This is a genomic window from Streptomyces sp. NPDC127129, assembly GCF_042671585.1.
GTDB lineage: Bacteria > Actinomycetota > Actinomycetes > Streptomycetales > Streptomycetaceae > Streptomyces.
The window spans coordinates 283,318-302,484 of the sequence record NZ_JBHXTV010000008.1 but is presented as its reverse complement, the minus strand read 5'-3'; the positions used below and the strand labels follow the sequence as shown (position 1 = coordinate 302,484).

General features: G+C 73.0%; 17 protein-coding genes. 10 read left to right on the top strand and 7 right to left on the bottom strand.

Annotated elements, in window-relative coordinates:
• Nucleotides 1–14: 14 nt before the first annotated feature.
• Nucleotides 15–1,538 (bottom strand): HtaA domain-containing protein, encoded by a 1,524-nt coding sequence (locus tag ACFVGW_RS18105; RefSeq protein ID WP_385852668.1) that lies wholly within the window; start codon nt 1,536–1,538, stop codon nt 15–17.
• A gap of 38 nt (nt 1,539–1,576) precedes the next feature.
• Nucleotides 1,577–3,001 carry an HtaA domain-containing protein gene (locus ACFVGW_RS18100; protein WP_385852667.1) on the bottom strand — a complete coding sequence of 475 codons (1,425 nt, stop codon included), beginning with the start codon at nt 2,999–3,001 and terminating at the stop codon, nt 1,577–1,579.
• Nucleotides 3,002–3,131: 130 nt separating this feature from the next.
• Here ACFVGW_RS18100 and ACFVGW_RS18095 point away from each other — a divergent pair, with 130 nt between their 5' ends.
• The 7 genes from ACFVGW_RS18095 (at nt 3,132) to ACFVGW_RS18065 (ending at nt 10,609) form a co-directional block, all read left to right on the top strand.
• Nucleotides 3,132–4,112, top strand: coding sequence for a hemin ABC transporter substrate-binding protein (locus ACFVGW_RS18095; RefSeq protein ID WP_385852702.1), 981 nt, complete (start codon nt 3,132–3,134; stop codon nt 4,110–4,112).
• Complete coding sequence (locus ACFVGW_RS18090) at nt 4,109–5,242, top strand: FecCD family ABC transporter permease (RefSeq protein WP_385852666.1); 1,134 nt, start codon at nt 4,109–4,111, stop codon at nt 5,240–5,242. The genes ACFVGW_RS18095 and ACFVGW_RS18090 overlap by 4 nt, the downstream gene beginning before the upstream one ends.
• On the top strand, nt 5,239–6,138 hold the full coding sequence (locus ACFVGW_RS18085) for a heme ABC transporter ATP-binding protein (RefSeq protein WP_385852665.1): 900 nt from the start codon (nt 5,239–5,241) through the stop codon (nt 6,136–6,138). The genes ACFVGW_RS18090 and ACFVGW_RS18085 overlap by 4 nt, the downstream gene beginning before the upstream one ends.
• Nucleotides 6,139–6,293: 155 nt before the next feature.
• A complete protein-coding gene (gene efeO / locus ACFVGW_RS18080) occupies nt 6,294–7,448 on the top strand; it encodes an iron uptake system protein EfeO (RefSeq protein ID WP_385852664.1) in 1,155 nt (384 codons plus the stop codon).
• 12 nt (nt 7,449–7,460) lie between these two features.
• Nucleotides 7,461–8,729: an iron uptake transporter deferrochelatase/peroxidase subunit gene (efeB, locus tag ACFVGW_RS18075; protein WP_383310627.1), complete on the top strand. Its 1,269-nt coding sequence runs from the start codon at nt 7,461–7,463 to the stop codon at nt 8,727–8,729.
• Between the two features lie 16 nt (nt 8,730–8,745).
• The gene (gene efeU / locus ACFVGW_RS18070; RefSeq protein WP_385852663.1) at nt 8,746–9,621 is read left to right on the top strand and encodes an iron uptake transporter permease EfeU; all 876 of its coding nucleotides are present in this window, start codon (nt 8,746–8,748) and stop codon (nt 9,619–9,621) included.
• The gene (locus tag ACFVGW_RS18065) at nt 9,584–10,609 is read left to right on the top strand and encodes a hypothetical protein (protein WP_385852662.1); all 1,026 of its coding nucleotides are present in this window, start codon (nt 9,584–9,586) and stop codon (nt 10,607–10,609) included. Before efeU ends, ACFVGW_RS18065 begins: the two co-directional genes overlap by 38 nt.
• 100 nt (nt 10,610–10,709) lie before the next feature.
• Here ACFVGW_RS18065 and ACFVGW_RS18060 read toward each other — a convergent pair whose 3' ends face one another.
• The gene (locus ACFVGW_RS18060; protein WP_385852661.1) at nt 10,710–11,480 is read right to left on the bottom strand and encodes a bifunctional DNA primase/polymerase; all 771 of its coding nucleotides are present in this window, start codon (nt 11,478–11,480) and stop codon (nt 10,710–10,712) included.
• 100 nt (nt 11,481–11,580) lie between these two features.
• On the bottom strand, nt 11,581–12,216 hold the full coding sequence (locus ACFVGW_RS18055; protein WP_385852660.1) for a TetR/AcrR family transcriptional regulator: 636 nt from the start codon (nt 12,214–12,216) through the stop codon (nt 11,581–11,583).
• Between the two features lie 165 nt (nt 12,217–12,381).
• On the opposite strand from ACFVGW_RS18055, the gene ddaH reads away from it, so the two are divergent.
• Nucleotides 12,382–13,215 carry a dimethylargininase gene (gene ddaH / locus ACFVGW_RS18050; RefSeq protein ID WP_383310623.1) on the top strand — a complete coding sequence of 278 codons (834 nt, stop codon included), beginning with the start codon at nt 12,382–12,384 and terminating at the stop codon, nt 13,213–13,215.
• Between the two features lie 28 nt (nt 13,216–13,243).
• Here ddaH and ACFVGW_RS18045 read toward each other — a convergent pair whose 3' ends face one another.
• Complete coding sequence (locus tag ACFVGW_RS18045) at nt 13,244–14,254, bottom strand: small ribosomal subunit Rsm22 family protein (RefSeq protein WP_385852659.1); 1,011 nt, start codon at nt 14,252–14,254, stop codon at nt 13,244–13,246.
• A 9-nt stretch (nt 14,255–14,263) separates the two neighbouring features.
• Nucleotides 14,264–15,538 (bottom strand): Bcr/CflA family multidrug efflux MFS transporter, encoded by a 1,275-nt coding sequence (locus tag ACFVGW_RS18040; RefSeq protein ID WP_385852658.1) that lies wholly within the window; start codon nt 15,536–15,538, stop codon nt 14,264–14,266.
• 77 nt (nt 15,539–15,615) lie between these two features.
• Here ACFVGW_RS18040 and ACFVGW_RS18035 point away from each other — a divergent pair, with 77 nt between their 5' ends.
• Nucleotides 15,616–16,617: a Gfo/Idh/MocA family protein gene (locus ACFVGW_RS18035; RefSeq protein ID WP_385852657.1), complete on the top strand. Its 1,002-nt coding sequence runs from the start codon at nt 15,616–15,618 to the stop codon at nt 16,615–16,617.
• Here ACFVGW_RS18035 and ACFVGW_RS18030 read toward each other — a convergent pair.
• Complete coding sequence (locus tag ACFVGW_RS18030) at nt 16,604–18,247, bottom strand: alkaline phosphatase D family protein (RefSeq protein WP_385852656.1); 1,644 nt, start codon at nt 18,245–18,247, stop codon at nt 16,604–16,606. The two genes, ACFVGW_RS18035 and ACFVGW_RS18030, sit on opposite strands and share 14 nt — an antisense overlap.
• Nucleotides 18,248–18,382: 135 nt before the next feature.
• Between ACFVGW_RS18030 and ACFVGW_RS18025 the strand changes: the two genes are divergently transcribed.
• Nucleotides 18,383–19,141 (top strand): SDR family oxidoreductase, encoded by a 759-nt coding sequence (locus tag ACFVGW_RS18025; RefSeq protein ID WP_385852655.1) that lies wholly within the window; start codon nt 18,383–18,385, stop codon nt 19,139–19,141.
• Nucleotides 19,142–19,167 lie beyond the last annotated feature (26 nt).

Genomic DNA, 19,167 nt, shown 5'->3' with positions numbered 1-19,167 from the left:
GCGGGGAGGTGGGGTCAGGACTCCGTCGTGCGGCGGCGGGCCGCGAGGACGACGGCCGCGCCCGCGAGGGCGGTGGCCCCGGCGGTGGCGAGGAGGGTGCCGGCCGGGACATCCGCGCCGGTGGCGGCGAGGGAGCCGGAGCCGCCGACGGTGCCTCCACCGCCGGTGGTCGAGCCGCCCGCGGTGCCGCCCGTGGTCCCGCCCGTGCCCGTGGTCGTGGACGGCAGCGTGGCGTCCTTGTCCACGGTGAGGGCGACCGTCACCGGGTCGATGGCCGTGCCCGGCTTGTAGAAGGCCTCGCCGTTCGGTCCGGCGAACTGGGCCGCGCCGTCCTTGGTCAGCCTGGCCGGGACGGACTTCAGGGTGACGACGCCGTTCTTCGCCGTGTAGTCGGCCTTGGTGAAGTCGAGGTCGGCGAAGGTCACGTCGTTCCTCGTGCCCTTGGAGGTCGTGACGTCCGCGACGAGAGTGCCGGCCGAGCCCTTCGCCATCACCTTCACGTCGCTGATCGCCAGGTCGATCGTGTGCGCGGCGCACTCGAAGCGGACCGTGCCCTTGAAGGCCGCGTCCGCCGTGCGGCTGCTCGCCTTCCAGGCGCCGGAGGCGAGGGCGAAGTCGTACACCGGTCCGTTCCTCGTCGCGCCGCCGGTCGTGACGGCCTTGCCGCCGCAGGTGTTCACGACGTACGACCGCCAGGTTCCCTTCACGCCCCAGGTGAGCCTGCCGCTCACCACGGACGAGGTGCCGGTGGCCGGTAGGGCGGTGGGCTTCGCGGTGGTGGGGGCCGTGGTGGGCGGTGCCGTGGTCTTCGTCGGCGTGGGGGTTGGGGCCGGCGTGGGCGTCGTGGTCTTCGTCGGCGTGGGCGTCGGGGTCGGCTGGGTGCCGCCCGCCTTCACCGTCAGGGTCGCCGCGTCGAGCGCGTCACCCTCCTTGTAGAAGCCCGCGAACGCCTCCGCGCCGCCCTTGGTCAGCTTCGCCGGTATGTCCTTGAAGACCATCGCGCCGCCCGCGCCCTGGCCCGGCCGCACGCCGGTCATGTCGAGCGCGGCCACGGCGACGTCGTTCCGGGTGACGAACGTGCCGTCCTTGGCCTTGGTGACGACGTCGGCGAGGATCTCGCCGGTCGGCGCGGCCGTGCCCCTGGTGGTCAGCTTCACGTCGGAGAGCGTGATGTCGAGGACGCCGTGGTGGGCCTCGAAGCGGACGCTGCCCTTGAAGCCGGTGGCGGTGGCGTGCGTGCCGGTGTCGTACGTGCCGGCGCCCTCCACGAAGGTGAACACGCCGTGGTCCGCCGCCTGCTTCGCGCCGCCGCCGACCGTGGTCTTCCCCTGCGCCATCGGCGAGGCGAGGTACTTCCGGAAGGACTCCTTGAAGCCCCAGTCGAGCGTGCCGTCCTTGAGCTGCAGGGCGGGAGCGGCGGCCGCTCCGTCCGCGCCGTCGGCGGCGAGGGCGGGCAGGGCGAGGACGCTCGTGCCGAGGGCTGCCGCGGTGGCGACGGCGGCGGCGAGGACGACAGGGCGTCGGGTGACGGTGGACATGGTGGGTGGTCTCCCTACGGGGGTGGGAATCGGGGGCTTCAGTCGGTGGGGGTGGTGGGGTCGGCGGGGTCGGCGGCCGCGGTGACCGACCTGCGGCGTACGGCGACGAGGACGGCGAGGGCGGCGACCAGGAGCACGCCCGCACCGACGGCGACGTAGGCGGCCGTGCCGGTGGACTCGCTCGCGGCGGCCGTCTTCGCGGGGGCGATCGACGCCGGAGGCGTGGAGGTGGGAGAGGAGGAGGGAGTCGCGTCGCCGCCCAGGTCCGGGAGGGCCGGTAGCCGCGCTGTCGCGTCGACGGCGACGGCCAGGGACACCGGGTCCATCTCCGTGCCGGCCTTGTACATCCCGCCGAAGGCCCTGGCGCCGCCCTCGGTGAGGGTCGCGGGCGCCTCGGTCAGAACGGCGAGGCCGTTCCTGGGCGCGAAGTCCCGAGCCGTGAAGGTGATCAGGGGGACGGCCTTCCCGGTCTTCCCGGCGCTGGTCACATCCGCGCTGAGCGTGCCTCTGCCGCCCTTCACCGTGACGGAGACGGCGCCGAGGGAGAGGTCCAGGTGGGTGCCGGTGAAGCGGACGGTGCCGGTGAAGTCGGCGTCGAGGGTCTCCTTCCGCGGGTCGTACGTTCCCTTCCCGGCCGGGAAGCGGAACAGCGCGCCGCCGTCCTGGGCACCGCCGGAGAGGGTCCACCCGCCCTGGGCGACGGAGCCGGTGACGTACTCGCGGAAGGTGCGGCGCACGCCCCAGTCGACCGCCGCGTCCCTGAGGGATCCGTCGGCGGTCGAGGAACTCGCCGTCGGCTCCGGCGACTTGGTGGCGCCCGTGAGCGACGGCTCGGCGGCCGCCTGCACGTCCACGGTGAGGCTGACCGGGTCGAGCGGGGTCCCGGCCGGGTAGTACCCGGCGAAGGCGCGCGCACCCTGGGTGGTGAGCGTCGTGGGCACGTCGGCGAGGGAGACGGGGCTGCCGCCGCCGCGCATGTCGATGCCGGACAGGTCGAGCGAGGCGATCGGCACCTGGGCGGTGGAGGTGATCCTCCCCGTGCCCTTGGCCTTGCTCGCCATGTCGGCGTGGAGCGTGCCGCGCCCGCCCTCGATCCGGACGCGAGGCCGGCTGATCGTCAGATCGAGCTCGTGGGTGCCGTCGCTCCTGCGATGACCGACGAAGCGCACCCCGCCCGCGAAGCCGGCCGTGAAGGCTCCGCTCGCGGGGTCGTACGAGCCCTGGGCGGAGTGGAAGCGGAACCGGCTGCCGCCGACGGTGGCGGCGCCGCCCGTGAGGTTCCAACTGCCCTGTGCGATGGGGCCGGTGACATAGCTCTGGAACGAGGATCTGATCCCCCAGTCGAGCCTGCCCCCCTGCACGGTACGGTCCGCCGCCTCGGCGGAGGTGGCCGGGAGCAGGGACCCGAGGAGCGCCGCGAAGAGCGTGACGGCGAGCGCTCGGGCCCGTCTGGACAGCAGCATGGAACCCCTCCGAGGGCTGGCAAGTGAGGTAAGGCTAACCTAAGCTAACCCGAGGCAGAACGACAGACCGCTGCCCGGAACGAACGGAAGGTGCCTCCTCGTGCGGAGAACTCGCCTCGCGGGTGTGCTGATGTCGGCACTCGCCCCGGCCCTCGTGGCCACCGGCTGCGGTGGCGGAAGCGCTCCCGGGACGGCCGCGCCCGCCACGACCCGGCACGCCGCCCCCGACCGGGTCGAACCCCTCGCCGGCGCACCGGAGTCCACGCTCCCGGCGACCGTGGAGTCGGCGGACGGCCGCAGGGTCACCGTCACCTCCACCGAACGGATCGTCCCGCTCACCGGCTCCCTGAACGAGATCGTGTTCACCCTCGGCCTCGGCGACCGCGTCGTCGCCCGGGACGTCACGGCCACCTTCGAACAGGCCGCGGAACTCCCGGTGGTGACCCGCGCCCACGACGTCTCCGCCGAGAGCGTGCTGTCGCTTCGGCCCACCCTCGTGCTCGCCGACACCTCCACGGGGCCGGCCGAGGCGATCGCCCAGATCCGCGACGCGGGCGTCCCGCTCGTCGTGGTGGAGCCGGCGAAGGAGCTCGCGGACGTGTCCGCGCGGATCGACACGGTCGCCGCCGCCGTCGGTGCGCCGGAGGCCGGGACCGCGCTGAAGCGGCGCACGCAGGACCGGATCGACGCCGTCCGCCGGGACATCCCCGCCGGAGCCGGCGGGGACAGGCCGCGGGTCGCCTTCCTCTACGTACGCGGATCCGCGGCCGTCTATCTGCTCGGCGGGGCCGAGTCCGGGGCGGCGTCGCTCCTGGAGGCGGCGGGAGCCGTCGACGCGGGCAAGGAATCGGGCCTGAAGAAGGACTTCACGCCCATCACCAGCGAGGCCCTGGCCGCCGCCGCGCCGGACGCGATCCTCGTGATGCGCAAGGGACTCGAGTCGGTCGGCGGGATCGAGGGCCTGAAGAAGGTCCCCGGCGTCGCCGAGACCCCGGCAGGCAGGGACCGCAGGGTCGTCTCGATCGACGACGGCGTCCTGCTCAACTACGGCCCGCGTACGGACCAGGTACTGAAGTCACTCGTCGACCAGCTGTACGGGGAGACGAAGTGACCGCCGTCGACGACTCGGTGACACCGGCGGGCGCGGCGCGATCCGCCGACTCGACGGCCCCCCTACCGGTCCCGGGCCCCCAGGCCTCCCGCCGCGTCGCACCCCGCGGCAGGGCCGCCGCACTCACGCTCGTGCTCGCCGTCGCGCTGGCAGCCCTCGCGCTGCTCTCCGCCGGCATCGGGGCGTACGAGATCCCGCTCGGAGACGTCCTCGCCTCCGTCCAGCACCGCCTCGGCCTCGGCGGCCACGCCCTTGAGCGTTCGGCCGAGAGCGTCCTGTGGAACATCCGGCTCCCCCGGGTCGTCCTCGCGCTCCTCGTCGGCGCCTCGCTCGGCTGCGCGGGCGCCCTGATGCAGGGGGTGTTCGGCAACCCGCTCGCCGAGCCCGGGGTGATCGGCATCTCGGCCGGCGCGGCCGTCGGCGCGGTCGGTGCGATCGCGCTCGGACTCACGTTCCTCGGCAACTGGACCGTGACGGTCTGCGCGTTCGTGGCCGGGCTCGCCACCGTCCTCCTCGTGTACGCGGTGTCCCGGGACGGCGGCCGTACCGAGGTGGTGACGCTGATCCTCACCGGTATCGCGGTGAACGCCTTCGCGGGCGCCCTCATCGGCCTGTTCATCTTCTTCGCGGACAACGCGCAGATCACCCAGATCACCTTCTGGCAGCTCGGCTCGCTCGCCCAGGCCACCTGGCCCAAGGTGCTCGCCGTGCTGCCCTGCGCGGTGGCCGGACTGGCCGTCGCCCCGCTCCACGCCCGCACGCTGGACCTCCTCGCGCTCGGGGAGCGGCCGGCCCGTCACCTGGGCGTGGACGTCGAGCGGCTGCGGATCGTCCTGATCCTGGTCGTCGCGCTGCTGACGGCCGCCGCGGTCGCGGTGGCGGGCATCATCTCCTTCGTGGGTCTGCTGGTGCCGCACCTGCTGCGCATGGCGAACGGCCCCGGCCACCGCTTCCTCGTCCCGGGGAGCGCCCTGGGCGGTGCGGTGGTGCTCGCGGCCGGCGACCTGGCGGCCCGTACGGTCGCGGCGCCCGCCGAACTGCCCCTGGGCGTCCTGACCGCCCTCCTCGGCAGCCCGTTCTTCTTCTGGCTGCTGCGCAGGACCCGTCGCAGGCAAGGTGGTTGGGTATGAGGTCCGTACGGTTCCGCGGTCTCCTCCCCCGTCGTACGCGTGAGCTGCCCGCCCCTCCCGTGGCGGGCGAGGTCGTCGCCGAGGCCCGGGGGCTGCGCGTCGGACTCGGCGGACGGGAGGTGCTCGGCGGGGTGGACACCGCCGTACGCGCCGGTGAGGTACTGGCCCTGGTCGGGCCCAACGGGGCCGGGAAGTCGACGCTGCTGGCCGCCCTGGCCGCCGATCTCCCGCCCGCCGCCGGCGAGGTACGGATCTGCGGCCGGCCCGCCGCCGGCTGGTCGGCGCCCGAACTCGCCCTGCGCCGGGCCGTGCTGCCGCAGGCGGCCGCGCTCGCGTTCCCCTTCCCGGTCGCCGAGGTCGTCCGGATGGGGCGGGCGCCCTGGGCGGGGACCGGAGGCGAGGACGAGGACGAGGCGGCCGTCGCCGAGGCGATGGCAGCCACCGAGGTCGAGGAGTTCGCCGACCGCCCGTTCTCCGCGCTCTCCGGCGGCGAGCGGGCCCGTGTCGCCCTGGCCCGGGTGCTGGCCCAGCGCACCCCGCTGATGCTGCTCGACGAGCCGACGGCGGCGCTCGACCTGCGCCACCAGGAACTGGTGCTGCGTGTCTGCCGGGAGCGTGCCGCGGCCGGCGTCGCGGTCGTCGTCGTCCTGCACGACCTGGGACTCGCGGCCGCGCACGCGGACCGGGTCGGGGTGCTGCACGGCGGCCGGATCGCCGTCGACGGGCCGCCGGCCGAGGTCTTCGAGGAGGCGCTCCTGAGCCGGGTGTACCGGCAGCCGCTGGAGGTCCTCCCGCACCCGAGGACCGGGGTGCCGCTGGTCGTTCCCCGGCGCGGGGCCGCACCCGGCGACGGAGACGCCGAAACAGACAAATCCGGCTCCTTGACCCGTGGTTGACCCGGCCTTGGGGCGCCGTTGGGCGCTCCGTGACCCCACCGTGAGCGGGGCGGAAACGTGAGAGACGAATCACTGGACGCCCCGTTTCGGGTGAGGTAAGCCTCGGTTAAGTTAGGCCCGCCTTTCCCCCGACACCGTCCCTTCCTGGAGCCCGTATGCGCGCCGTCCGTCTCTCCGTCGTCACCGCCGCCGCCACCGTGGCGGCCCTGACCGCCGTCACGGGCTGCGCCGAGAAGAGCGACGCCAAGGGCGGCGACGGCGCCGTCCAGGTCGTCGCCAAGGACGACTCCTGCGAGGTCTCCGCCAAGGAGTTCCCGGCGGGACACGTGAAGCTCGCCGTCGAGAACCGCGGCACGAAGGTCACCGAGGTCTACGTCCTCTACCCGGACGACCGGATCGTGACCGAGCGCGAGAACATCGGCCCCGGCACCAAGGCCACGATCACCGCCGAGGTCAAGGCGGGCGAGTACGAGATCGCCTGCAAGCCGGGCATGACGGGCGACGGCATCCGCCAGAAGGTCACCGTCACCGGTGGCGCGGCCGCCGCCAAGCGCTCGCCCGAGATGGACGCCGCCGTCGCCTCCTACCGCCAGTACGTGCAGGCGCAGGCCGACGGCACCCTGCCGAAGGTGAAGGTCTTCACCGACGCCGTCCGCGCGGGTGACGTCGAGGCCGCGAAGAAGGCGTACGCCGACTCGCGCATCGGCTGGGAGCGCACCGAGCCGGTCGCCGAGTCCTTCGGCGACATCGACCCCAAGGTCGACGTCCGCGAGGACGGTCTCGAGGAGGGCCAGGACCCGGCGAAGGACTGGACCGGCTGGCACCGCCTGGAGAAGGCCCTCTGGCAGGACAACAAGATCGGCGACCGCGAGAAGCAGCTCGCCGACATCCTCGACAAGGACCTCGCGGACTGGGTGAAGCGCGTCGGCAAGGCCGACATCACCCCGACCTCGATGGCCAACGGCGCCAAGGAGCTCCTGGACGAGGTCGCCACCGGCAAGGTCACGGGCGAGGAGGAGCGTTACTCCCACACCGACCTGGTCGACTTCAAGGCGAACGTCGAGGGCGCGCAGAAGTCCTTCGAGCTGCTCAAGCCGGTCGCCTCGAAGAACGACCCGGCGCTCGTCGCCGAGCTGGACAAGCAGTTCGCGGCGCTGAACACGCTCCTGGACAAGTACCGCGCGGACAAGACGAGCTACGTCTTCACCTCGTACGACAAGGTCGGCAAGGCCGAGCGCAAGGAGCTGTCGGACGGCGTCAACGCGCTGGCCGAGCCGCTCTCCAAGCTCGCCGCCGCCGTCGTGAAGTAGGGGGACACCGACATGTCCGACGCGCAGGAGAACACGGCGCCGGGGCGCACCCCGGCCTCGCGGCGCACGGTCCTGGGCTGGGGCGGTGCCGGGCTCGCGCTCGGCGCCGCCGCGGCCGGCGGTGCCGTCGCCCTCGCCCGTACCGGGGACGCCTCCGTCCCCGTGGCCGACGGCGGTTCGGCCGTGCCGTTCCACGGCGCCCACCAGGCCGGGATCGCCACGGCCGTCCAGGACCGGCTGCACTTCGCCGCCTTCGACGTGAAGACGGACGACCGCGCCGAACTGGTGCGGCTCCTGAAGGAGTGGACGCGCGCCGCCGAGCGGATGACGGCCGGTCACGAGGTCGGCGAGGGCGCCTACGGCGGCCTGCCGGAGGCACCGCCGGACGACACCGGCGAGGCCCTCGGCCTCAAGCCGTCCCGGCTCACCCTCACCATCGGCTTCGGGCCCTCCCTCTTCGACGGCCGCTTCGGCCTGAAGGACCGGCGGCCCGGCGCCCTGATCGACCTGCCCAGGTTCCCCGGCGACAACCTGGACCCGGCCCGCAGCGGCGGCGACCTCTGTGTCCAGGCCTGCGCCGACGACCCGCAGGTCGCGGTGCACGCGATCCGCAACCTGGCCAGGATCGGCTTCGGCCGGGTCGCGGTCCGCTGGTCGCAGCTCGGCTTCGGCAAGACGTCCTCCACCACCCCGGACGCCCAGACCCCGCGCAACCTCTTCGGTTTCAAGGACGGCACCCGCAACATCGCGGGCACCGACACCGCCGGGCTCGACAAGCACGTCTGGGTCGCCGCGAAGGACGCCCCGGGACAGGCCTCCTGGATGACGGGCGGCTCCTACCTCGTCGCCCGCCGGATCCGGATGAACGTCGAGACCTGGGACCGCACTCCGCTGGCCGAGCAGGAGGACATCTTCGGCCGCGACAAGAAGGAGGGCGCGCCCGTCGGCAAGGCCAGGGAGCACGACGAGCCGTTCCTGAAGGCGATGAAGCCGGAGGCGCACGTCCGCCTCGCGCACCCCGACAGCAACAACGGGGCCACGATCCTGCGCCGCGGCTACTCCTTCACGGACGGCACGGACGGCCTGGGCCGCCTGGAGGCGGGCCTGTTCTTCCTCGCGTACCAGCGGGACGTCCGTACCGGCTTCGTGCCGGTCCAGACCTCGCTGGCCCGCGCGGACGTCCTCAACGAGTACATCCAGCACGTGGGTTCGGCGCTCTTCGCCGTCCCGCCGGGCGTCCGCGACAAGGACGACTGGTGGGGCCGGGCGCTGTTCTCCTAGACGGGAAGGGACCGACGTGTTCGGCAACTATCTGATCGGCCTGCGCGAAGGCCTGGAAGCCAGTCTGGTCGTCTGCATCCTCGTCGCGTACCTGGTGAAGACCGGGCGCCGCGACGCCTTGAAGCCGGTCTGGGCCGGCATCGGCGCGGCGGCGGGGATCGCGCTCGCCTTCGGCGCCGGGCTCGAATTCGGCTCCCGGGAGCTGACGTTCGAGGCACAGGAGCTGCTGGGCGGCTCGCTCTCCATCCTCGCGGTGGTGCTGGTCACCTGGATGGTCTTCTGGATGCGGCGCACGGCCCGCCATCTGAAGGCGGAGCTGCAGGGAAGGCTCGACACGGCGCTCCGGATGGGCACGGGCGCTCTGGTGGCCACCGCGTTCCTGGCGGTGGGCCGCGAGGGTCTGGAGACGGCGCTCTTCGTCTGGGCGTCGGTACGCGCCTCCTCGGACGGCACGTCCGCGCCGCTGATCGGGGTGCTGCTCGGCATCGCGACGGCGGTGCTGCTCGGCTGGCTCTTCTACCGGGGCGCGCTGAGGATCGACCTGGCGCGGTTCTTCACCTGGACCGGCGGCATGTTGGTCGTGGTGGCGGCGGGCGTCCTCGCGTACGGCGTGCACGACCTGCAGGAGGCGCGCTTCCTGGGCGGTCTCGCGGACAAGGCCTTCGACATCTCGGCGACGATCCCGCCGGACAGCTGGTACGGGACGCTACTCAAGGGCGTCTTCAACTTCCAGCCGAACCCGACGGTTCTTCAGGTCACGGTGTGGGTGCTCTATCTGGTCCCGGCACTCGCACTGTTCCTGACCCCGGTAGGGTCGGTTCCGTCCGTGCCGGTGAAGGAGCAGAAGGCGACCGATGAGAAGGCTGAGGGGACCGTCGAGGGCACTCGCTGAGCCGGGACGACCGTCCCGGGTGTCCGTGGCGGCGACGGCGACGGCCGTGCTGGCGCTGACGGCGAGCGGCTGCGTGACGGTGCACGGTGAGCGGGAGCTGATCCCGGCGGCGACGAAGGCCGAGGCCGAACAGGCTCTCAAGGAGTTCACCGACGCCTACAACGAGGCCGACAAGGCGCACGACCCGAAGCTCGACGCGGACCGGGTCACCGGGGCGCTGGGGGCGATCAACCAGGCCGGTCTGAAGTCCCGTTCGATCACGGCGCCCGGAGGCAACCCGCAGCACCAGCCCCTGGAGCTGACGGACGCGACGTACGTCCTCCCCAAGAAGGCGGGCTGGCCGCGCTGGTTCGTCGCGGACACCGACTCCAACCGGGACGCCGACGACGGCCCGGGCGACAACCGCTGGCTCCTGGTCTTCGTGCGCAACGGCGCCGACCAGCTGTGGGAGGTCGCCTATCTGGCGATCCTGACCCCGAACGAGATCCCCGCGTTCAAGACCGAGGGCGGCTTCGCCGTCCCGGTCCCCGCGGACTCCACGGCTCTCGCCGTCGCGCCCAAGGACCTGGGACGGAACTACGTCTCGTTCCTCGACGGGGGCGAGCGGGGCCAGTTCGCCGCCGGTCCGCACACCACGCTCTGGCGTGAGGAGCGTGAGAAGGGCTCGAAGCGGCTGGGTCTCGCGACGCAGTACGCCGACCAGGTCACGGACGCCGGGGACTTCGCGCCACTGGCCCTCGCGACCGAGGACGGCGGGGCCCTGGTCTTCTTCGCGACGCGGTACTTCGAGCAGCAGACGGCGGCCACGGGCTACCGGCCCAAGGTCGATCCCGATGTGAAGGCGCTGATGACGGGCGAGGTCAAGAACACCGTCACCAAGGAGTGGGTGTCGAGCCAGACGGTGCTGGTGAAGCCGGCGGGCACGGACGCGGACGGCGTCACGGTCGCGGGCCGGCTCCAGGGCGTCACGGGCGCGAAGGGCTCGTAGGGCTCGTAGGGCTCGTCATACGGCGAGGAGAGCCGGCCGGGCCCGTACGGTTCACGGCCCGTACGGTTCACGGCCCGCTCCGGTAGGCGGTCGCTCCGGTTCAGCGGCGGCCGAGCGGCCAGGCCACCTCGTGTCCGGTGTGCTGGTCACCCTGCTCGGCCGCGTGCCGGGCGCAGGCGTCGGTCAGGGTCTCCAGGAGGTTCAGCGGGTCGGGCAGCGGGTGCTCGGGGCCGCGGACCCAGCTGACCGCCGGCCGCTCCTCCTCGTCACCGATGAGCCGGGCCGGCGGAACGAGCACGTAGCTGCCGCGACAGTGCCAGCGCAGCCCCGGGTGCTCGTCCATGGTCTCCGGATGGCAGTCCAGCTCGCAGGGCCACCACTCGTCCTCGTCCTCGGGGGTGCCGCGGGTGGCGGTGAAGAAGAGCATCCGGCCGCCGTCGCCCGCGCTGTCGGCGGACTCGGCGACCGGTCCGACCTCCACGCCCTGGTCGAGGAGCCGCTCCAGGGCGGCCCGGCCGGCGTCCAGGGGGACGTCGAGGACGTCGTGGACCATGCCGGTGGCCGTGACGAAGTTCGCCTCGGGCTCGTTCCGGGCCCAGCGCTCGATCTGGGCGCGGTCGGACGTGGACTGGGTCTGCCAGGCGAAGGAGACGGGGTGCCGGGCGGGGGTGGGACAGCCGATGCGCTCGCAGGAACAGCGGTAGCCGACGGGGTACGCGGCGGGGGCGAGGGGCAGTCCGGCGGCGGCGGTGGCCAGGAGCAGGTTCTCGCGGCGGTTCTCGTCCTCGGCCGCGGTGCGTTTGGGCCGCCTGCGCAGCCACTGCGGGAGCCTGCTCTCCGTGCCGCGGTAGCGGCCGATACCGTCGCCCATCTATCCCCTCACACCTGTCCTCGCCCGTTCGGCTCTGCCCATCGTCGCATCTTCCGGTGCTCCGGGTGACCGGAGTCCCCAACCGGGGTACGTAACGGGGTTACGCCCTGGGCGCGAGCCCGCGCAGCGCGTAGTCGACGAGGGTGTCGGCGTAGGCGTGGGTGAGGGGCAGGGTGCGGTGCAGCCAGCGGTGGTTCAGGGGGCCGACGAGGAGTTCGAGGGCGATGCGCGGGTCGACGTCGGGGTCGATGTCGCCGGCCGCCTGGGCGGCCTCGATGCGGCGTACGTAGTACTGGAGCTGGGGTTCGAGGAGTTTCTCGACGAACTGGGCGCCGAGCTCGGGGTTGACGACGCCCTCGGCGGCCAGGGCGCGGGAGGGGGCGTCGTAGGTGGGGTTGTTCAGCTCGTCGACCGTGGCGCGGAGCACGTACTTGAGGTCGGCGGCGAGGTCCCCGGTGTCGGGGATCTCACTGTCGGCGTCGCCCCCGAGCGCCTCGTTGGCCTGGGCGGCGAGGTCCAGGAAGGCCTCGAGGAGGACGGCGGCCTTGGAGGGCCACCAGCGGTAGATGGTCTGCTTGCCGACCCCGGCGCGGGCGGCGATGCCCTCGACGGTCGTCCTGGCGTAGCCGGTCTCGGACACGAGCGCGAGGGCCGCCTCGTAGATGGCGCGGCGGGAGCGCTCGCTGCGACGGGTGGCGTCGGGGCTCTTGGCGGCGGGGGTCCTGGTGTCGGGCATGGCGCCAATCTAGCAGCGGACGAGACGGCGCGTCTCGCCTGCCGGTTTCGGATACCCGGACCGAACGTTCGGTGAACCACCCGAACGGTCCACTGCGCGGAGCCGTTCGAGGGCGGACCATGGGCTCCGTCCGACGACTGTTCTTCCGTCCGTGAGGAGCTCTCTTTGCGCCAGACCCCGCGCGAGGCCTCGCCCCGCCGTTATCTGATGTGCCCACCCACGCACTTCGAGGTGACGTACTCCATCAACCCCTGGATGGACCCCACCAAGCCGGTCGACCTGCCGCTCGCCCTCGCCCAGTGGGAGGACCTGACGGCCAAGTACCGCGCGCTCGGCCACACCGTGGAGCTGCTCGACCCGGTCCCGGGCCTGCCCGACATGGTCTTCACCGCGAACGGCGCGACCGTGGTGGACGGCCGCGTGCTCGGCGCGAAGTTCGCCCATCCGGAGCGTACGGAGGAGGAGAAGGCGCATCTGGACTGGTTCCGCGGAAACGGTTACGCGGAGGTCCGCGTGCCGGAGCACGTGAACGAGGCGGAGGGCGACTTCGCCGTGACCTCGTCCTGGATCCTGGCCGGCCGGGGCTTCCGCTCCACCCCGCTCTCGCACCTGGAGGCGCAGGAGTTCTTCGGGCGCCCGGTGATCGGCCTGGAGCTGGTGGACCCGCGGTACTACCACCTGGACACGGCGCTCTGCGTCCTGGACCCTGCGCGCGACGAGATCATGTACTACCCCGGCGCCTTCTCCCCCGGCAGCCGGGAGGTGCTGGCCAGGCTCTACCCCGACGCCCTGCTCGCGACGGAGGAGGACGCGGCGACGCTCGGCCTGAACGCGGTGAGCGACGGCCACCACGTGCTGCTGCCGCAGGCGGCGGTGGGGCTCCTCGAACCCCTCCGTGACCGGGGCTTCGAGCCCCTCGGCATGGACCTGTCGGAGCTGCTCAAGGGCGGCGGCAGCGTGAAGTGCTGCACCCAGGAGCTGCGCCCCGCCCAGGGGTGAGCCCGGGGGCGGCCCCTGCCCCCGGGTCCTACTCCGAGGAATCCGAGGACTCCGAGGACTCCGGGGGCCAGGGGTCGCCCCACTCCGCGTCCCGCGCCGCCTTGTACAGCGCCCCGTGCCGCTTGGTGACCGTCTCGCGCGTCAGGCCGGTCTCCTCGGGGCCGCAGAGGTCCAGCAGGACCTGGCCCTTGCGGATCTGGGGCTTGCGGATGACGCGGGAGGCCGCCGGCAGGACGGGGAACCGGGTCGCCGCCACGTAGCTGAACTTCTCGTCCTCGTACGGCAGCGAACCGCCCTTCACCTGCCGGTGCAGCGACGACCTGCTCACCCGGGCCGCGAAGTGGCACCAGTCCCTGCCCGGCTCGATCGGGCAGGTCCCGCTGTGCGGGCACGGCGCGGCCACGGTGAAGCCCGCCTCCACGAGGAGGGAGCGTGCCGCGATGATCCGCTCGTAGCCGTCGGGGGTGCCCGGCTCGACGATCACGACCGCCTGCGCCACCCGCGCCGCCTCGGTCACGACCGCGCGGCGGTCGGCCTCGGTCAGCTCCTTCAGGACGTAGCTGACGGTCACCAGGTCCGTGGCGTCGAGGCTCAGCGCCCCGCTGATCCGGGCCCGCCGCCACTCCGCCTCGAAGACCCCGTCGGCAAGCTCCTCGCCGAGGGCGAGCGCGGGCTCGGCCCAGTCGAGCACGGTCGTGCGCGCGGCCCCGTCCCAGGCCTCCGCGACCGCCCAGCTCGCGGACCCGGTGCCGCCGCCGATGTCCGTGTGCGTGGCCGGCTCCCAGGCGGGGGCCGCGTCCCGCAGCGCGCCGAGCGCCGCCCGTACCGCCTCGAACGTCGCCGGCATCCGGTACGCGGCGTACGCGGCGACGTCGGAGCGGTCCCGCAGTACGGGGGCGTCGGTCGGGGTGGTCCCCCGGTAGTTGGCGATCAGCCGGTCGACGGCCTGCGTCGCCTGGCGCGGCGGCAGCCCGGCCAGGAGCCCGGCGAGCGCGGCGCGCAGTGCGTCGCCGGAGGGGAAGGAGGGGGAGGCGTTCACCTCCACATTTTAGGCGGCCTCCCGGGGGCGCCACGGCCGGCACATCCCCAGGAAGCAGGCGAGCGCCCCGGCCGCGCACACCAGCTGCACCACGGCCATCGGCACGGCCGTGGCCTCGCCCGCGATGCCGACGAGCGGCGAGGCGACCGCCCCGATGAGGAACGAGGAGGTGCCGAGCAGCGCGGAGGCGGAGCCCGCCGCGTGCGGAGTGCGCATCAGCGCCTGCGCGTTGGTGTTGGGCATCGCCAGACCCATCGCCGACATCAGGACGAAGAGCCCGGCGGCCACGGGCGCGAGCCCCGGCTTCCCGAGGACCCCGCTCGTCATGACGAGCAGCGCCACCGAGGCGAGCAGGATCACGCAGAGCCCCCAGCCCAGCGCCTTGTCGAGGCTGACCCGGCCGACGAGCAGCTTGCCGTTGATCTGCCCGACGGCGACGAGACCGACGGAGTTGAGGCCGAAGAGGAGGCTGAAGGTCTGCGGCGAGGCGCCGTAGATCTCCTGCACGACGAACGGGGAGGCCGAGATGTACGCGAAGAGCGCGGCGAAGGCGAGCCCTCCGGCCAGCATGTAGCCGGTGAAGACCCGGTCGGCGAGCAGTCCGCGCATGGTGCGCAGCGCCTCCCCGACACCGCCCTCGTGGCGGCGCTCGGGCGGCAGCGTCTCCTCCAGCCACTTCCAGACCACCAGGGTCAGGAGCACGCCGATGAGGGCGAGGACGTGGAAGACGCCCCGCCAGTCGGTGATCCGCAGGATCTGGCCGCCGATGAGCGGGGCGATGATCGGGGCCGCGCCGGAGATCAGCATCAGGGTGGAGAAGAACCGGGCCATCGCGACGCCGTCGTACAGGTCGCGGACGACGGCCCGGGCGATCACGATGCCCGCCGCGCCCGCCAGGCCCTGGAGCAGCCGGAAGCCGATGAGCAGTTCGACGGTGGGGGCGAAGGCGCAGACCGCGGTGGCCGCGACGTACACGAGCATGCCGATGAGCAGCGGTCTGCGACGGCCCCACCGGTCGCTCATCGGGCCGACGACGAGCTGACCGAGCGCCATGCCGGCGAGACAGGCGGTCAGGGTCAGCTGGACGGTTGCCGCAGGCGAGCGCAGCATCTCGGTGACCTCCGGCAGCGCCGGCAGGTACATGTCCATGGACAGCGGCGGAAGCGCGGTCAGACCGCCGAGGACGAGCGTGACGAGCAGGCTCGCACGCCGCGCGGGGGCCGCGGGACCGGCGGATATGTGTGCCTGGGATCCCCGCTTCGTGGGCTGGCCGCTCTCCGGCATCGACTGCTCCATTTCGTTGAAACTTTCCCTATGCTCTCAGCTCGTCGGAACGGGCCGAGACTTTCGTGGGGTGGGGCATGGGCAGGACCGTGCGGTGGGGCGTGCTGGCGACGGGCGGGATCGCGGCGAAGTTCGCCGGGGACCTGCTCGCGGCGGACGACGCCGAGGTGGTGGCCGTGGCCTCCCGTACGGAGGCGTCGGCGCGGGCCTTCGCCGACCGGTTCGGGATTCCGAAGGCGTACGGCGAGTGGGCCGCGCTCGTCGCCGATCCGGACGTCGACGTGGTGTACGTGGCCACCCCGCACCACGCGCACCGGGAGGCCGCCGGGCTCGCCCTGGAGGCCGGCAAGCCGGTGCTCTGCGAGAAGGCGCTCACCCTGAACGCGCGCGAGGCGGAGGAGCTGGCCACCCTCGCCCGGGACCGTGGTCTCTTCCTGATGGAGGCCATGTGGATGTACTGCAACCCGCTGATCCGCCGCATCCGGGAGCTGGTCGCGGAGGGTGCGGTCGGCGAGGTCAGGACGGTGCAGGCGGACTTCGGGCTCGCGGGCCCGTTCGCCGCCGGCCACCGGCTGCGCGACCCGGCCCTCGGCGGCGGGGCGCTCCTGGACCTCGGCGTCTATCCGGTCTCCTTCGCCCAGCTGCTGCTCGGCGAACCCGACTCGGTCCAGGCGCACGCGCTGCTCTCGCCCGAGGGCGTGGACCTGAACACGGGGATGCTCCTCGGCTGGTCCTCGGGGGCCTCGGCCCTGCTGTCCTGCTCGCTCGTGGCGGACACCCCGATGGCCGCCTCGGTGACGGGGTCGGCGGGCCGGATCGACGTCCCGGCCGGCTTCTTCTTCCCCGACCGCTTCACGCTGCGGCGCCACGGCCGGGAGCCGGAGGAGTTCGTCCTCGACGGCGACCGGGAGTCGCTGCTGCCGGAGGCGGCCGAGGTCGCGCGCTGTCTGCGGGCGGGCCTGACGGAGTCCCCCCTCGTACCGCTGGACGGCTCCCTCGCCGTGATGCGGACGCTCGACGCGGTACGGGACCGCATCGGCGTCCGCTATCCCGGAGAGCTGTCGGTCACGCCGGTGTGAGCCCGGGGTTGCCCGCCTCGGTGACGAAGGACCCGGCCGTGGTGACCGGGGCGCCGGGGGTCGTCACGGCCGCGACCGTACGGAAGTCGGCGCGGGCGCTGTCCTGGCCGAGCGCGACCGTCACATAGCCGCGCCGGCCGTTGTAGAACTTCAGGTGCGGGTTGGCGGCGGTGAGGTTGGCGTAGTTGGCGGGCCGGTCGGCGCCGTCCTTGCCGCTGGCGATCGAGGTGGCGACGATCTCGGTGCCGAGGGTCCGCGAGGTGGGGTCGCGGTGGTCGGCCTTGATGTCGAGGCCGTAACCGACGTGGACGTCGCCGGTGAGCACCATCAGGTTCTCGATGCCGGCCGCCGCCGCGCCGTCCAGGATCCGCTGCCGGGAGGCCGGGTACCCGTCCCAGGAGTCCATGGAGAGCTTGAAGGCGTCGCTCGGCACGTCGCGGCGCTCGGCGAAGACGACCTGCTGCGGGACGACGTTCCACAGCGCGCGCGAGTCGCGCCAGCCGTCGAGCAGCCAGCGCTCCTGCGTGGCGCCGGTCATGGTGCGGCTCGGGTCCTCGGACTCGGGCCCGGGAACCCGCCAGCCGTCTCCGTACGCCTGGTTGGAGCGGTACTGGCGGGTGTCGAGGATGTCGAACTGGGCGAGGCGGCCGAAGCGGAGACGGCGGTAGAGCCGCATGTCCGGGCCCTCGGGGCGCTGGATCCTCCGGAGCGGCTGGTTCTCCCAGTAGGCGCGGTAGGCGGCGGCCCTGCGGAGCAGGAACTCCTCCGGCGGCACGTCGTTCTCGGGGATGTCGCCCGCGTAGTTGTTCTCGGTCTCGTGGTCGTCCCAGGTGACCACGAAGGGGTGCGCGGCATGGGCCGCCCGCAGGTCGGGGTCGGACTTGTAGAGGGCGTACCGCAGCCGGTAGTCCTCCAGGGTGAGCGTCTCCCGGTTGAAGACGGCGGGCAGCCGCCGGTCGGTGTAGGCGCGGGCGCCGCCGGTGGCGGTGACGGCGTACTCGTAGAGGTAGTCGCCGAGGTGGAAGACGACGTCGAGGTCCTCCTGGGCGAGGTGGCCGTAGGCGGTGAAGTAGCCGTCGTGGTACGCCTGGCAGGAGACGGCGGCGAGCTTGAGGCCGGATATGCGCGCGCCGGGGGCGGGCGCGGTCCGGGTGCGGCCGACGGGGCTGGTCCAGGCCCCGGCGCGGAACCGGTAGAAGTACACCCGGTCCGGGTCGAGGTGGTCGATCTCGACGTGGACGCTGTGCTGGAACTCGGGATGGGCGGTGACCTTGCCGCGCCGGACGGTCCGGCCGAAGCGCTCGTCGTGCGCGAGCTCCCAGTGGACCGCCACGCGCTCGCGGGGCAGGCCGCTGTCGGGGTCGAAGGGCCGGGGCGCGAGCCGGGTCCAGAGGACGACCGAGCCCGGCAGCGGGTCGCCGGATGCCACCCCCAGGGTGAACGGGTCCTCGGTGATGCGGCGCGGATCCAGCTCGGCGGCGCTCGCCGTGCCGGCCGCAGGCAGCTGGACCGCGAGGGCGAGCGCGGCGGCGGCGCCCGCGGTGGTGAGGAAGCCGCGGCGCCCGAAGTGCCGGGCGGCGGCGCGGAGTTCGTCGGAATGGTTCGGCGTGGATGTCTGTGCGTACGTCATACGCCCCTCCCCTGACGGATGTTGTCCGTCAGGCATTGGAGTGGCGCGGGACGTCCCTGGGTTGTCGGGTACAGAACATCCGCGTGTCGGACAGATGAGTTCCCTGTGCACCGATCTCACGTACGCTGCGCGCCCATGAGCACTGAGTCGCGCATCGCTGTGGTGACGGGAGCGGGATCGGGCATCGGCCGGGGTGTGGCCCTGGCCCTGGCCGGGGCGGGCTGGTCGGTGGCGCTCGCCGGCCGCCGGCGCGAGCCCCTGGAGGAGACGGCGGACGCCCTGGCGGCGGCCGGCGCGGCGTACGTCGTCCCGACGGACGTGACGTCACCGGAGGAGGTGGCACGGCTCTTCGAGTCGGTACGGGACCGGTTCGGCCGGGTCGACCTGCTCTTCAACAACGCGGGGACGTTCGCGGGCGGCGGGACCCCGGTCGAGGACCTGGCCTACGAGACCTGGCGCTCGGTCGTGGACGTGAACCTGACCGGCTCGTTCCTGTGCGCCCAGGCGGCGTTCCGGGTGATGAAGGAACAGTCCCCGCAGGGCGGCCGGATCATCAACAACGGCTCGATCTCGGCACACGTGCCGCGCCCGCACTCGATCGCCTACACGGCGACCAAGCACGCGATGACGGGCCTGACGAAGTCGCTCTCGCTGGACGGCCGCCCGTACCGGATCGCGTGCGGGCAGATCGACATCGGGAACGCGGCGACGGAGATGACGGCGCGGATGCAGTCGGGGATCCTGCAGGCGAACGGGGAGCTGGCGGCGGAGCCGGTGATGGACGCGGCGGACGTGGCGGCGACGGTGGTGCACATGGCGGCCCTGCCGCTGGAGGCGAACGTGCAGTTCGCGACGGTGATGGCAACGGCGATGCCGTACATCGGCCGGGGCTAGGGGCCTCGGAAGGGCCTCTCGGGAAC

Coding starts and splice junctions, on each gene's coding strand:
- ACFVGW_RS18105 (WP_385852668.1), bottom strand. CDS start 1,538: ATGTCCACCGTCACCCGACGCCCTGTCGTCCTCGCCGCCGCCGTCGCC.
- ACFVGW_RS18100 (WP_385852667.1), bottom strand. CDS start 3,001: ATGCTGCTGTCCAGACGGGCCCGAGCGCTCGCCGTCACGCTCTTCGCG.
- ACFVGW_RS18095 (WP_385852702.1), top strand. CDS start 3,132: ATGTCGGCACTCGCCCCGGCCCTCGTGGCCACCGGCTGCGGTGGCGGA.
- ACFVGW_RS18085 (WP_385852665.1), top strand. CDS start 5,239: ATGAGGTCCGTACGGTTCCGCGGTCTCCTCCCCCGTCGTACGCGTGAG.
- efeO (WP_385852664.1), top strand. CDS start 6,294: ATGCGCGCCGTCCGTCTCTCCGTCGTCACCGCCGCCGCCACCGTGGCG.
- efeB (WP_383310627.1), top strand. CDS start 7,461: ATGTCCGACGCGCAGGAGAACACGGCGCCGGGGCGCACCCCGGCCTCG.
- ACFVGW_RS18065 (WP_385852662.1), top strand. CDS start 9,584: ATGAGAAGGCTGAGGGGACCGTCGAGGGCACTCGCTGAGCCGGGACGA.
- ACFVGW_RS18060 (WP_385852661.1), bottom strand. CDS start 11,480: ATGGGCGACGGTATCGGCCGCTACCGCGGCACGGAGAGCAGGCTCCCG.
- ACFVGW_RS18055 (WP_385852660.1), bottom strand. CDS start 12,216: ATGCCCGACACCAGGACCCCCGCCGCCAAGAGCCCCGACGCCACCCGT.
- ACFVGW_RS18040 (WP_385852658.1), bottom strand. CDS start 15,538: ATGCCGGAGAGCGGCCAGCCCACGAAGCGGGGATCCCAGGCACACATA.
- ACFVGW_RS18035 (WP_385852657.1), top strand. CDS start 15,616: ATGGGCAGGACCGTGCGGTGGGGCGTGCTGGCGACGGGCGGGATCGCG.
- ACFVGW_RS18030 (WP_385852656.1), bottom strand. CDS start 18,247: ATGACGTACGCACAGACATCCACGCCGAACCATTCCGACGAACTCCGC.
- ACFVGW_RS18025 (WP_385852655.1), top strand. CDS start 18,383: ATGAGCACTGAGTCGCGCATCGCTGTGGTGACGGGAGCGGGATCGGGC.